Consider the following 13842-nt stretch of genomic DNA (forward strand, 5'->3'; position numbering starts at 1 on the left):
CGCCGGCAGGTGCCGGTTGCGTCCTTGAGTGCGGGATCACCGATCTCGGCTCCCAGCGGCACGAGATCGGCATCTGACCGCGCGAGGCGATTTGGCCCGACGCGCGTGCGCGGCGTCGTCGCCGGCGTAACGTGACGGTCGACAGATCGGAGCCCCGCGATGCCCACAGCAGCGCAACTGATGGTCGAGTGCCTTGAGGCTGAAGGTGTTTCGCTGGTATTCGGCATACCCGGCGAGGAGAACATCCGGTTCGTCCAGGCACTTGCCGGGTCATCGACGATCCGTTACGTGTTGACCCGCCACGAACAGGCTGCCGCATTCATGGCCGAGATGTACGGTCGCGTGACGGGGCGGCCCGCGGTGGTGTCGACGACACTGGGCCCCGGCGCGATCAACATGCAACTCGGCGTGGCTGACGCAACCACGAACAGCACGCCGCTGGTGGCGCTGTCTGCACAGGTCGGGCAGAACCGCGAGTACAAGGAATCTCACCAGTACGTGGACCTGGTGTCGATGTTCGTGCCGATCACGCGGTGGTCCGACGGGCTTCCCACGCCATTGGCCATTCCCGAGATGTTTCGCAAGGCATTCAAGCTCGCCGAGACCGAACGCCCCGCGGCCGTGTATCTGGCTGTCCCGGAAAACATCGACGCCGATGAATTCGAGTACGCATTGGGGCCCTTGCCGCGCAACGTCGTTCGACCCGAGGCTCCTTCTCCCAGTCAGGTGGTGCGGGCCGTCGAGGTTCTCAACAACGCCACCCGACCGGTGATCCTGGCCGGTCACGGTGCTGCTCGCGCCGACGCGACCGCAGCATTGGTGCGACTGTCCGAACAGCTGGGCATCAGGGTGGCCAACACCTTCCACGGAAAAGGTGTGATGCCCGACGATCATCCGAACAGCATGGGCACCATCGGCTTCATGCGGCACGACTACGTCAACTTCGGGTTCGACGACGCGGACCTGATCATTGCCGTCGGATACGAACTGCAGGAGTTCGACCCGGTGCGCATCAACCCTTTGGCCGACAAACGCATCGTGCACATCCACCGTTTCCCGGCCGAGGTGGATGCCCACTACTCGGTTGACGTCGGGATCATCGGCGATATCAGCGCCTCGCTGGATGCCGTTCGGGTGGCGATGGCGGGACGGCGATATGACGAGGAACCGTGCGCTCCCGGCGCTGGGCTGCTCGCCGAGGAGTTCGCCAGGGGGCAGGCGGACGCGCGGTTCCCGTTGGCGCCGCAACGAATCGTCGCCGACACCCGGGCGGCGCTCGGCCGGGGCGATGTGGTGCTGGTCGACACGGGCGCGGCCAAGATGTGGATGGCGCGGCTGTACCCGACCTATGAGCGCAACACCTGCCTGATCTCCAACGGATTGTCGACCATGGCGTTTTCCTTGCCAGGTGCGCTGGGAGTCAAGCTGGCCCGGCCCGAGGCCAAGGTGCTCGCCGTGATGGGCGATGGCGCGTTCCTGATGAACAGCCAGGAGATCGAAACGGCAGTCCGCGAACGTATTCCGCTGGTGGTGTTGATCTGGGAGGACGGCGGATATGGGCTCATCGAATGGAAAATGGACCTCGAGCTCGGAGAGCACTACTACGTGGGCTTCACCAATCCCGACGTGGTCAAGTACGCGGAGAGCTTCGGGGCCAAGGGATATCGGATCAATTCCGCCGACGAGCTGCTACCGACGCTGCGTCTGGCCCTCGCCGACGAGGGAGTTTCGTTGATCGCCTGCCCGGTCGACTACTCGGAGAATATGCGGCTGACCGATCGGCTCGGCCAGCTCGACGACACGCTCTGACCAGAAGAGTCACCCCGCTGCCGGAGCGGTGTTGACCAGCAGCAGGTTTGACGTTGCGCGGTGGGTGATGGTGTTGGCAGTGGACCCCAGCACCCGGGCGAACCCCGACATCCCACGATTGCCGATCACCAGCAGGTCGTAGTTGTCGGCAGTGGAGATCAGCGCATCGGCCGGGCTGCCGAGCAATATCCGATGCTCAAGTTCGGCGGTGTCCAATTGGTCTGCAACGTCCGTCAATGTCGCAGTGCCGCTTGCGGTGTCACCGGCCGCGGTGACCAGAACGGGCCGAGCCCCGACTGCTGCCGCGAGATCCACTCCGGCGCGGACGGCCCGTAGCGAGGTCGGGGAGCCGTCGGTGGCCAGTGCCACAGAGGTGAACTTCTGAACCGGGCGGCGCACGAACAGGACATCCACCGGACTGTTGTGGGACAACTGGTTTGACGTGCTGCCGAGCAGCCGGCTGGAGGTCTGGTCGAGGCCCGCGGCGCCAACGACGATGAGCGCATGTGACGAGCGGTTCGCGATCCTGACGAGTGCGTCGAAGGCGTTGCCCTGCAACGGAAACTGCTTGATGGTCGTCACCCCCATCGCGGTGAGGTCGACGTCGGCGCCGCGTGCGGTCAGATCGGCCCAGGGCTGTTCGCGTCCGCCGGGCACTGCCACACTGGACTTCCACGCGGTTACCACCGCGACCGGAATGCCCGTGGCCGCGGCGATGACACCGGTGACGGTGATGGCGTCGCAGGCTGCCTCAGAGCCGTCGGTGCCGGTGACAATCTTCGAATAGGGCGCCACGGCCGGTCCTTTCGGTCGGTGGGGAGATCAGGCACCGAAGATGAGCATGTGGACGGCGCCGACGAGGATGCCCAGCAGGCCGCCGTGTGCGTACAGCAGCCAGGCGTCCTGTTCGATTGCCGAGTAGAGCATCTCGCCGAATTTGTCCGGGGGTAAGGCCCGGAATTTCTCGGTGGCGAAAGCTTCGATCTTCTTCGCCTGCGCCTTGTTGAACCCCGGGTCATACAGGACGCTGGGCGCGAATTCGACCAGGGTGTCTCCGGCGCCCCGTTGCAGGCCTTTGACATCGACAACCCCGAATGAGTTTCGGGCCACCACGATGAACGGTCCGAGAATGCGTTCGGCCTCTTCGGCGACGGAGGCTTCGATGAGCGCACGAGTCTTGTCGGCGCTGGCTCCGTTGAGCAGCTCGTGGGCGAAGTTCTGCACGGTCAGCACCTGCAGCGACAGCATCGTCGCGAGCTCATGGGCAGCCTGGTGTTGGCGCTTGGCGAACAGGCCCTGCTTCCAGAGGTACTTGTAACGCGGTTGCGGTTCCCCGGGTTCGAACACCACCTTGATCGCGATGATGTTGACGAAGATCCCGATCACTGCGGCACCCGCCAGCACCCACAGCCAGGTGGGCAGCAGGTGCAGAGCCGAGTTCAGGAAGCTCGGCAGGTGTATGACGAAGCCGCCATGGGCGGCATGCTCGGCGGCCTCGCTGCCCGAGTAGTAGATCAGCGACAACCACAATGCCAACACGATGCCGAACGGGAATCCGAGGGCGCCGACGCGGACCATGAAGCGCAGTTCCGGTACGGCCATCCCTCGGATGATGTCGCGCAGGACTTCTGGATTGCGCCGCAGGTAATTGACCGTCATGAGTTTGACGTTCAACAGCTGGTCGATGTACTGACCGATGTTGGCGAAGGCCCGTTTGGATATTGCCGGCAATTCGGCGTCTACGGTCGAGATGATCTGGTCGCGCATGGCCGGTGGCAGCGACTGCCATAGCTGCGGATGTCTGGCTTCGATGATCTCGGTGGTCAGCCTGCGGATGTCCGGTCGGGCGGCTTTGGCGATGGTCTTGGCCAGCTTGTCCGGGTCGAGTTGTTGATAGAAGTCGCTGATCTTGCCGATTCGGGCGATGGACGTGTCGACGATCAGGCTGGCCATCTTTTCGGCCCGGCAGGGAATGAAGCCCTGAAAGCCGAGAATCCCGTTGGGTGCGAACGTCGGCAGGATCTGCAATTTGCGTGGCAGATAAGGAAATACCCGCCGCAGCCCGGGCACGTAGAACCCGGTGAATCGGACCGGCGCGAACAACATGATGACGCCGGTCCAGTTGGTGATCAAGCCGGCGATCATGCTGAATATCGGCACGCTGATGATGTCGACGACGAACTTGGATTGGCCGGTCAGGTGCTCCCAATCGAGGAAAGGGCCGGCGGCGAGTGTCGTCATCGGTGGGTCCTTGTCGCTGAGAGGGTCGGTCAGTGCTTGTGCCCGGCTTTGGCAGGGTCGGGTGGGCCCTTGCCGATGATCTTGTCTCCGCGCTCGTCCGAGGCCCAGCCGCCGGTGTTGTACCCGGTGGTGTCGATGCAGACGTCGCAGAACTGCTGGCCGAAGGTCGACAGGTAGATGCTGCGGTAGACGCTGATGGTGCTGGCCGCCCGCGCCGCCGCTTCCAGTGCTCGTGGTTGTACCTCGAGCAAGGCGTATCGCCGGTAGTCGGCGACCGGCTCGGTGGAAAAACGCACCAGTCCAAGACGATTCAGGTTCACCAGGTACCGGTCGTCGAATTCTGGCCACCGGCAGCCGGCCATTTCGGCAATCATGTTGACACCGGCGGCGAGTCGCTCGGAACCGACCTGGAACAGCGTCTTGGTGCGGATGTCGATCGCCGGCTGCGGTCCGGCGACGGCCAGGAAACGTACGACGCGCGACTCGTCGGGGCTGAGCTGTTCCAGGATGTGGCCGAACGCCGGATGACGATGGGGTGGCTTTTTCGCAGGCTGCTGCGAGGCGGCAATCAGTTGGTCGCCGACAGCCCGCAGCTGGATATCGGTGTCGGTTTTGGTGCCGCGGTCGGGGGCGACAATGCGGCGCACCGGTGAGACCGCGACGCCCAGCACCGCGCTCGGATTCAGAATCGTCTCGGCTGCTCGCTTGAGCCCGCCGACGATGCCGGGACCGGCTGCCGGTGCCGTGGCCGGCAGTGATGCGGTGTCTTCGGGGGTGTCGCCGTCGATGTCGGGATCGTCGGCTGCGGCGAGAGCGGGGATGTCGGCGGGCGAGAGCGCTGAATCACGTTGTGCGCCACCGTCGCGACCGGGTATGCGGTTGAGCACATTGGCCAGCCGCCACAGATCGCGACCGGCGGCTCTGGTGGACTGCACGGCTGCGGCGAGGTCACGCGCGGTGTCGATGCCCAATTGTGCAAGGGGATCGATGAGAGCACTGAGCGGGTTCTCATCACGCCCCGGTTCGCGACCGTCCGTCATTGCGGCTCCATCACCCCATTGTGAATTAACGTGTGCGTCAACGATTGTCAGGCCGTTGAGCGTGTTTCGCACGTTACGCGCGGTGCGAGCCAACTGGGTTTGGTTTGGAATTTGCCGTTGAACAGGCCGATCTGTGGATGGATTGGGCACTGTGGATAACTGACCGTCCGGCCGGACGATTTCGCCTACGGCGCTGGCGATCTGTCGGTGTCACCCGCCACGGTGGCGATATGAACACACCACCACGCATGAGCCGCGCCGAGATCGGGGCACTCGGTGAACAACTCGCTGTCGATCACCTGACGTCGCAGGGCATGACGGTGCTGGCCCGGAACTGGCGCTGCCGCTGGGGCGAACTCGACATCATTGCGGCCGACAATGGCGGCGACACTGTGGTTTTCGTCGAAGTGAAAGCCAGGACCACAGCCGAGTTCGGTGGCGTCGAAAACGCGGTGACTCCCGAGAAAGTCCGTAGGCTGCGCCGGCTGGCCGGGGTGTGGCTGGCCGAGAAGGGCCAGCGGTGGCCCGGGCTGCGGATCGATGTGGTCGGCGTGCGCTTCGGCGGTCGGCACCCGGAACTGCTGCACCTGAAAGGGATCGGCTGATGGCACTCGGACGGGCCTACTCTGTGGCCATTCGCGGACTTGACGGTGTCATCGTGGAGATCGAGGCAGACATCACCTCGGGGCTGCCCGGTGTGCATCTCGTCGGGCTGCCCGATGCGGCGCTGCAGGAATCGCGCGACCGAGTGCGCGCCGCGATCACCAATTGCGGTAACACCTGGCCGATGTCGCGCCTGACGCTCGGCTTGTCGCCGGCGACGCTGCCCAAGGGTGGATCGATGTACGACCTGGCGATCGCGGCCTCGGTACTGTCGGCGCACCTGAAGACACATTGGTCCCGACTCGAAAAGACGGTTCTGCTGGGGGAGTTGGCGCTCGACGGGCGGGTTCGTCCGGTCAAAGGTGTGCTGCCCGCGGTGATGGCTGCCAAACGCGAAGGATGGCCGGCGGTGGTGGTGCCCGCCGAGAACCTGGCCGAGGCCTGCTTGGTCGACGGCATCGAGGTGTGGGGCGTACGCACTCTCGGGCAGATGCAGGCCTGGCTCAACGGCAAGGCACCCTTGGATGAACGGGTTGGCACCTCGGCGCCGGTGGCCGACGATGCGGTCGATCTCGCTGATGTGGTGGGACAGTCCCAGGCGCGCTGGGCCGTCGAGATCGCCGCGGCCGGTGCCCATCACCTGATGTTCACCGGCCCGCCAGGGATCGGGAAAACAATGCTGGCTCAACGGCTTCCGGGGTTGTTGCCGAATCTGACCGACGACGAGGCGCTGGAGGTCACCGCCATCCATTCGGTGGTCGGTCTGCTGACCGGGGACACTCCGCTGATCACCCGGCCGCCGTTCGTGGCACCGCACCACACCTCCACGGTGTCGGCGCTCGTCGGCGGTGGGTCCGGGATGGCTCGGCCAGGTGCGATCAGCCGCGCGCACCGTGGTGTCCTGTTTCTCGACGAGTGCGCAGAGATCGGGGTCAGTGTGCTCGAAGCATTGCGCACACCGCTGGAAGAAGGCCAGATCCGCCTTGCTCGGCGGGACGGCGTGGCGTGCTATCCGGCCCGTTTCCAACTCGTCATGGCCGCCAACCCGTGTCCGTGCGCCCCGCCGAATCCGAGGGACTGCGTGTGCCCGTCGGCGGATCGGCGCCGGTACCTGGGCAAGTTGTCCGGGCCGTTGATGGACCGGGTCGATCTTCAGGTCGGCATGCACCCGGTGCTTGCCGGGGCCTTCGCCGATCAGACCGCCGAGTCCACCAGCGCTGTCCGGGACCGGGTCGCCGCGGCGCGGGCCGCCGCCGCCGAACGTTGGCAGGTGGTCGGGGTGCGGACCAATGCGGAAGTGCCGGGGCCGGTGCTGCGCCGGGCATTTCGGCCGAGCCGTCAGGCCATGGCGCCGCTACGGTCCGCCCTCGATTCCGGAAAGCTGAGCATCCGCGGCGTCGACAGGACACTGCGCGTCGCGTGGTCGTTGGCCGATCTCGGTGGTCGGGCATCTCCGAATCTGGAGGATATCGGTACCGCCCTGAGCTTTCGGGAGTCGGCGCGATGAACAACAACGATGCGCAGCGACTTGCGTGGGCGTACCTGTCACGGGTGGTCGAACCGCCATGCCCGCAACTGACTGCCTTGGTGGCCGAGCGCGGTCCGGTCGAGGTAGCTCAGATGATCCGGTCCGGCGCTGAACCACATGAGTTGACCGGCAAGGTCGCTGCACGTCGTGAGTCTGACTACGCAGCACACGATTTGGCGGTCTTGGACCGACTGGGCGGACGTCTCATCACCGCTGCGGACGCAGAATGGCCGTACTTGTCGTTCGCGGCCTTCAGTAACCCTGGAGCGGATCAGCGGGTATACCAGGCCGCGCCCATGGTGCTGTGGGCTGTCGGTCCTGCGCGGCTCGATGCCGTCGCCAACCGGGCCGCTGCGATCGTCGGCACGCGGGCCTGCACGCGTTATGGCGAGCACGTCACCGCGGAGCTGGCGGCCGGGCTGGTCGAAAGGGACGCCGCGGTCGTCTCTGGCGGCGCTTATGGGATCGATGGTGCTGCGCATCGAGCAACCCTTGCCGGAGACGGCGTCACCGTGGCGGTGCTGGCCGGCGGTGTCGATGTGCCGTATCCCTCGGGGCACTCGGCTCTACTGCGGCATGTTGCGGACACTGGATTGGTCATCAGCGAGTACCCGCCCGGGGAGCGGCCGACCCGCTACCGTTTTCTCACGCGAAATCGACTGGTAGCGGCCATGTCCGGGGCCACGGTCGTGGTTGAGGCGGGCCTGCGAAGCGGCGCAGCCAACACTGCGGGGTGGGCGGCACGGCTGGGTCGGGAGGTCTGCGCCGTGCCCGGCCCCGTGACCTCGGCGTCGTCGGCCGGCTGCCACGTGCTGTTGCGCAACGGTGCGACGTTGGTCGACCGAGCCGACCAGATCGTCGAAATCATCGGTCGGATAGGCGAACTCGCCGACGAGCCGGACCACCCCGAGACACCGCTGGACGGGCTGCCACCCGATCAAGGTTTGGTCTACGAAGCCCTGCCGGCGCGTGGCTGGCGCAATCTGGAGCAAATCGCGGTCGGTGCGGCGCTGCCGCCAGAACGCGTCCTCGGGCCGCTGGCGTTACTGGAGGTCGGTGGGCTGGTTGAGAAGCGGGACGGGAGGTGGCGGATCGCCAGGGCAGGGTGAGGGGCATGCGACGACACCGCCGCTGGAAGGAAGCCACCGCTGTGGCCGCCGGCGCTCGTATAGTCGACCGGTGGCCGGTCGACCGATTCATACCTTCCAGGTGGTGCGCAGCGAGCGCCTCACACCGCACATGATCCGCGTCGTTTTCGGCGGCACCGGGTTCGACACCTTCGAACCCAAGGAGTTCACCGATTCGTACGTGAAGATCGCCATCGTCCCTGATGGGGTTGACGTCGAGGCATTGGAACGGCCGCTGGGCCTGGACAACTTCAAGGTGCTGCCGGCCGAGCAACAGCCCACGGTACGGACCTACACCGTGCGCTCCTACGACGCGGTCGCCCGCGAGATCACCATCGACTTCGTGGTGCACGGGGACACCGGTGTTGCCGGACCGTGGGCCGCATCGCTGGCACCCGGCGACAGCGCCTACCTGATGGGACCCAACGGCGCTTACGCCCCCGATCCGCATGCTGATTGGCACCTGCTGGTGGCTGACGAAGCCGGGCTGCCGGCTTTGAGTACTGCGCTGGAAGCGTTGCCGCCCAACGCAATTGGACAGGCGTTCATCGAAGTCGCCGGACCCGATGACGAGCTCGATCTGACCGCGCCCGCCGGCGTGCAGGTCCGGTGGATTCACCGTGGCGGCCGCGCCGACCTGGTGGCCGACAGCGCAGCCGGCGACAACGCCCCGGTGATCGCCGCGGTCCGCGAGGCGGACTGGTTGCCGGGTCAGGTTCAGGTCTTCATGCACGGTGAGGCACAGACCGTCATGCACAACCTGCGTCCCTACGTCCGCAAGGATCGCGGCGTTGATGCCAAGTGGACCTCGATTTCCGGCTATTGGCGGCGCGGCCGCACCGAGGAGACCTTCCGGCAGTGGAAGGCTGAGCTGGCCAAGGCAGAAGAAGATGGGCGGGACTGACAGTGGCTTACGGCGACTACCAGCTGGAGATCTACCTGCAAGGGCTCGGCGGCGTCGTGCCCACGCTGCCGATGTCCTTCGACGAACTCGAAGAGCGCGCGCAAGCCGCCATGCCACCGTCGGTGTGGTCCTACGTGGCGGGCGGCGCGGGTGATGAACGCACCCAGCGGGTCAACGTCACCGCCTTCGAGCGCTGGGGCCTGATGCCGCGGATGCTGGTCGGGGCCACTGAACGCGACCTGTCCATCGACCTGTTCGGCATGAAGCTGGCCTCACCGCTGTTCCTGGCGCCCATCGGCGTCATGGGCATCTGCTCGCGCGACGGTCACGGTGACCTGCACGCCGCGCGCGCTGCGGCCCAGACCGGTGTACCGATGATGGTCTCCACGCTCACCACTGATCCGTTGGAAGATGTCGCGGCCGAGTTCGGCGACACCCCGGGTTTTTTCCAGCTGTACACACCCAAGGACCGCGACCTGGCGGCCAGCTTCGTCGCGCGCGCCGAGGCCGCCGGCTATCGCGGCATCGTCGTCACCCTGGATACCTGGGTGCCCGGCTGGCGGCCGCGCGACTTGTCGACCTCGAACTTCCCGCAGCTGCGCCGGCACTGTCTGTCCAACTACACCAGTGACGCGGTGTTCCGGGCCAAGCTGCCCGCCCCGCCCGAGCAGAACCCGCAGGGTGTGGTGCTGCAGTGGGTGCAGGACTTCGGTAACTCGTTGACCTGGGATGACCTGGCCTGGCTGCGGTCGCTGACCAAGCTGCCGCTGCTGGTCAAGGGCATCTGCCATCCGGATGACGCGCGCCGTGCCCGTGACGTGGGAGTGGACGGCATCTACTGCTCCAACCACGGGGGGCGTCAAGCCAACGGCGGGATCCCGGCGATCGACTGTCTGGCTGCTGTGGTCGAGGCGGTCGACGGTATGCCGGTGCTGTTCGATTCCGGTGTGCGCAGTGGTGCCGACGTTGTCAAGGCGTTGGCGCTGGGTGCCACCGCAGTCGGCGTGGGCCGGCCGTACGCCTACGGCATGGCGCTGGCCGGCACTGCAGGCGTTGTGCATGTGCTGCGTTCGCTGCTGGCCGAGACCGACCTGATCATGGCCGTCGACGGTTACAAATCACTGGCCGACCTGACGCCGGACGCGCTGCGACGGGTCGACGCTCGATAACGGCTCGGCCACCGTCGGCGGGTCCGACGGCGCTCACGCCCGCGGGCTGTCAACGTAGGGGAGTGCGCCAGGCCGTCCTCGAAGAGTTCGATCAATACCTCGAACTGGAATGCGGTCGTTCGGCACACACCCGTCGGGCATACCTCGGTGACCTGCGGTCATTGGGGGAATTTCTGGGGCCTGAGGCCGAGCTGTCCGAGTTGAGTCTGCCGATACTGCGGTCTTGGCTTGCCCAGCAAGCCGGCCAGGGCGCGGCGCGGACCACGCTGTCACGGCGCACCTCGGCGATCAAGACGTTCACCGCGTGGGCACTGCGCCGAGGGCTGCTGGCCACCGACCCGGCCGCGCGGCTGCAGACCCCGAAGGCCCGGCGCACCCTGCCCTCGGTGCTGCGTCAGGACCAGGCGGCCGACGCCATGGATGCGCTGAATTCCGGTGCGCAGCAAGGTGATCCGATGGCGCTGCGAGACCGGGCGATCGTCGAGATGTTGTACGCCACCGGAATCCGGGTCAGTGAGCTGTGTGGGCTGGATATCGATGACGTCGACACCGGCCGGCGGGTGCTGCGGGTGCTGGGCAAGGGCAACAAACAGCGCACTGTGCCGTTCGGTGAACCGGCCCTGCAGGCCCTGCGGGCGTGGCTTTCCGCTGGCCGTCCAGCCGTGGCGGTGGCGACGTCGGGCCCGGCGCTGCTGTTGGGGGCCCGGGGACGACGGCTCGATCCGCGACAGGCCCGCACCGTCGTACACCAGACGATGTCCGCGGTCGCCGGGGCGCCGGACATCGGTCCGCACGGTCTGCGGCACAGTGCCGCAACGCATCTGCTGGAAGGCGGCGCCGATCTGCGGGTGGTCCAGGAACTGCTGGGTCATTCGTCGTTGGCGACCACCCAGCTGTACACCCATGTCACCGTCGCCCGGTTGCGGGCAGTGCACGACCAGGCCCACCCCCGCGCCTAGGTGTGCTCCCGAACGTCGGCTCCTGTGCCGTCCCCCAGCGGTTTGAGGCGGATGGGGGTTTCGGCGACCAGACCCAGCGGATCGACGTAGTCGGCGCGGGAGGCCGGGCCCCACATCGCACCCCAGTGCAGGCAGGCCGGCGCCGGGCACCCCGCATGACCAGCCAGCAGTGCGCCGAGCACCGATCCGGCTTCGACCAGAGTGCCGGGACGGACCGCCGCGGTCATCGGCTCGTAGCTGGTGCGTAGCCCACCGGCGTGAGCCACCGAAACCAGTGGCCGGCCTGCGAGCGAGCCGGCGAACACCACTGTTCCGGCCTCTGCGGCGTATACCGTCTGACCGGGTTTTCCAGCCAGGTCGACGCCGCGATGCCCGCGCTGCCACTTGAGTTCGGGGCCGTCGAAAGCTCGCACAACGGCGGGCCGGGGCCGTAGTGGCCAGTCCAACCGGTCCTCGGTTGCCGCGGCCTGCGCTGTCGGCCGAAGGACTGCCAGCAGCACCAGGGCGGCGAACTTTCGCATCGTTCCAGCTCAGCGCACTGACGGGGAGAACGGAACCCGGGGTGGCCCGATCTGTGGATGGTCGGAGCTCTGTGGACAAAGCACCCCATTTCACCGTGTAAACTTCCCTTTGCAATCCGCCCATGTGGATTGACTTCGCGCGCCTGCACAGTGGCCCGTTTCGGGTCTCGATCGCATGCCGGGCGGTCTCACCTCGGACAACCGAGCTGGGTCCGGCACGCAGCAGACGCCAGGGTCCGGGATCACCGATGCTGGACGACAACCGACAACACAAAGGAATGAGCTCATGGCTGTAGTGACCATGAAGCAGCTGCTCGACAGCGGCGCGCACTTCGGGCACCAGACCCGTCGCTGGAACCCCAAGATGAAGCGGTTCATCTTCACCGACCGCAACGGCATCTACATCATCGACCTGCAGCAGACGCTGACCTACATCGACAAGGCGTACGAGTTCGTCAAGGAAACCGTCGCCCACGGTGGCAGCGTTCTGTTCGTCGGCACCAAGAAGCAGGCGCAGGAGTCCATCGCCGAAGAGGCCACCCGCGTCGGCATGCCCTACGTGAACCAGCGCTGGCTGGGCGGCATGCTCACCAACTTCTCCACCGTGCACAAGCGTCTTCAGCGCATGAAGGAACTTGAGGCCATGGAGCAGACCGGTGGCTTCGAGGGTCGCACCAAGAAGGAAATCCTCATGCTCACGCGTGAGAAGACCAAGCTCGAGCGCAGCCTCGGCGGTATCCGCGACATGCAGAAGGTGCCGTCGGCCATCTGGGTCGTCGACACCAACAAGGAGCACCTGGCCGTCAACGAGGCCATCAAGCTCGGCATCCCGGTCATCGCGATCCTGGACACCAACTGCGACCCCGACCAGGTCAACTACCCGATCCCGGGCAACGACGACGCCATCCGCAGCGCTGCGCTGCTGACCAAGGTCATCGCTTCGGCGGTTGCCGAGGGTCTGCAGGCCCGTTCGGGTGCAAAGACCGAGACCGAGGGTGCAGAGCCGCTCGCCGAGTGGGAGCAGGAACTACTCGCCGGGGCGACGGCAGGAACCGACGCTGCACCGTCCTCCGACACCACCGAATCCACCACGACAGAAAGCTGAGATGGCTAACTACACCGCTGCTGACGTCAAGCGACTGCGGGAGCTCACCGGCTCCGGCATGTTGGACTGCAAGAACGCACTGGTTGAGACCGACGGTGATTTCGACAAGGCCGTCGAGCTTCTGCGCATCAAGGGTGCCAAGGACGTCGGCAAGCGCGCTGAGCGCGCCACCGCCGAGGGCCTGGTCGCCGCCAAGAACGGCGCACTGATCGAGCTGAACTCCGAGACCGACTTCGTCGCCAAGAACGCCGAATTCCAGGCTCTCGCGGATCAGATCCTCACCGCGGCCGTCGAGGCCAAGGCCGACGACGTGGACGCCCTCAAGGCTGCCACGGTCGGAGGCACCACTGTGGAGCAGCTGGTTGCGGACCTGTCGGCCAAGATCGGCGAGAAGCTCGAGCTGCGCCGGGTCGCCTACTTCGACGGCACCGTGGAGACCTACCTGCACAAGCGCGCCGCGGACCTGCCGCCGGCCGTGGGCGTGCTGGTCGAGTACACCGGTTCCTCGGAAGAGGCCGCTCACGCCGTCGCTCTGCAGATCGCCGCGCTGAAGGCCAAGTACCTCACCCGTGAGGACGTGCCCGCAGACCTGGTGGCCAACGAGCGTCGCATCGCCGAAGAGACTGCCAAGGAAGAGGGCAAGCCCGAAGCCGCGCTGTCGAAGATCGTCGAAGGCCGCGTCACCGGCTTCTACAAGGACGTTGTGCTGCTGGATCAGCCGTCGGTGTCCGACAACAAGAAGACCGTCAAGGCGCTGCTGGACGAGGCCGGTGTCACTGTGACCCGCTTCGTTCGCTTCGAGGTCGGCCAGCAGTAAGAACTTGAGCGGCGCACCA

13 protein-coding genes are annotated in these 13842 nt (G+C 66.1%); 9 read left to right on the forward strand and 4 right to left on the reverse strand.

All coding sequences use genetic code 11. The features are described 5' to 3' along the window. Positions 1 to 159: 159 nt before the first annotated feature. On the forward strand, positions 160 to 1809 hold the full coding sequence (locus ABIA30_RS01640) for an acetolactate synthase large subunit (RefSeq protein ID WP_370061464.1): 1650 nt from the start codon (positions 160 to 162) through the stop codon (positions 1807 to 1809). A gap of 9 nt (positions 1810 to 1818) precedes the next feature. Here the strand turns inward: ABIA30_RS01640 and ABIA30_RS01645 are convergent, their stop codons facing one another. From ABIA30_RS01645 to ABIA30_RS01655, 3 genes are read right to left on the reverse strand one after another with little or no spacing between them, the layout of a single operon-like run. Further along, positions 1819 to 2604, reverse strand: coding sequence for a universal stress protein (locus ABIA30_RS01645; protein WP_370061466.1), 786 nt, complete (start codon positions 2602 to 2604; stop codon positions 1819 to 1821). A 27-nt stretch (positions 2605 to 2631) separates the two neighbouring features. After that, the gene (locus tag ABIA30_RS01650) at positions 2632 to 4050 is read right to left on the reverse strand and encodes a hypothetical protein (protein WP_370061468.1); all 1419 of its coding nucleotides are present in this window, start codon (positions 4048 to 4050) and stop codon (positions 2632 to 2634) included. Positions 4051 to 4079: 29 nt separating this feature from the next. Continuing rightward, positions 4080 to 5090, reverse strand: a complete 1011-nt coding sequence (locus ABIA30_RS01655) for an Abi-alpha family protein (RefSeq protein WP_370061470.1) — start codon at positions 5088 to 5090, stop codon at positions 4080 to 4082. A 230-nt stretch (positions 5091 to 5320) separates the two neighbouring features. On the opposite strand from ABIA30_RS01655, the gene ABIA30_RS01660 reads away from it, so the two are divergent. The 6 genes from ABIA30_RS01660 to ABIA30_RS01685 all read left to right on the forward strand — a co-directional run bounded on the left by ABIA30_RS01660 (position 5321) and on the right by ABIA30_RS01685 (position 11380). After that, positions 5321 to 5695: a YraN family protein gene (locus tag ABIA30_RS01660; protein ID WP_370061472.1), complete on the forward strand. Its 375-nt coding sequence runs from the start codon at positions 5321 to 5323 to the stop codon at positions 5693 to 5695. Next, the gene (locus tag ABIA30_RS01665) at positions 5695 to 7200 is read left to right on the forward strand and encodes a YifB family Mg chelatase-like AAA ATPase (protein WP_370061474.1); all 1506 of its coding nucleotides are present in this window, start codon (positions 5695 to 5697) and stop codon (positions 7198 to 7200) included. Before ABIA30_RS01660 ends, ABIA30_RS01665 begins: the two co-directional genes overlap by 1 nt. Then, positions 7197 to 8330, forward strand: coding sequence for a DNA-processing protein DprA (dprA, locus tag ABIA30_RS01670; RefSeq protein WP_370061476.1), 1134 nt, complete (start codon positions 7197 to 7199; stop codon positions 8328 to 8330). Before ABIA30_RS01665 ends, dprA begins: the two co-directional genes overlap by 4 nt. Before the next feature lie 70 nt (positions 8331 to 8400). Beyond that, positions 8401 to 9252 carry a siderophore-interacting protein gene (locus tag ABIA30_RS01675; RefSeq protein ID WP_370061478.1) on the forward strand — a complete coding sequence of 284 codons (852 nt, stop codon included), beginning with the start codon at positions 8401 to 8403 and terminating at the stop codon, positions 9250 to 9252. 2 nt (positions 9253 to 9254) lie between these two features. After that, on the forward strand, positions 9255 to 10421 hold the full coding sequence (locus tag ABIA30_RS01680; RefSeq protein ID WP_370061480.1) for a lactate 2-monooxygenase: 1167 nt from the start codon (positions 9255 to 9257) through the stop codon (positions 10419 to 10421). Between the two features lie 62 nt (positions 10422 to 10483). After that, complete coding sequence (locus ABIA30_RS01685) at positions 10484 to 11380, forward strand: tyrosine recombinase XerC (protein WP_370061482.1); 897 nt, start codon at positions 10484 to 10486, stop codon at positions 11378 to 11380. Here the strand turns inward: ABIA30_RS01685 and ABIA30_RS01690 are convergent. Continuing rightward, entirely contained in the window at positions 11377 to 11901 is a 525-nt protein-coding gene (locus tag ABIA30_RS01690) for a M23 family metallopeptidase (protein ID WP_370061484.1), read from the reverse strand. The two genes, ABIA30_RS01685 and ABIA30_RS01690, sit on opposite strands and share 4 nt — an antisense overlap. A gap of 286 nt (positions 11902 to 12187) precedes the next feature. Between ABIA30_RS01690 and rpsB the strand changes: the two genes are divergently transcribed. Further along, entirely contained in the window at positions 12188 to 13006 is an 819-nt protein-coding gene (gene rpsB, locus ABIA30_RS01695; protein WP_370061486.1) for a 30S ribosomal protein S2, read from the forward strand. 1 nt (position 13007) lies between these two features. Beyond that, a complete protein-coding gene (tsf, locus tag ABIA30_RS01700; protein WP_370061488.1) occupies positions 13008 to 13823 on the forward strand; it encodes a translation elongation factor Ts in 816 nt (271 codons plus the stop codon). Positions 13824 to 13842: the final 19 nt, after the last annotated feature.

This window comes from Mycobacterium sp. MAA66, from assembly GCF_041261665.1.
In the GTDB taxonomy this organism is placed as follows: domain Bacteria; phylum Actinomycetota; class Actinomycetes; order Mycobacteriales; family Mycobacteriaceae; genus Mycobacterium.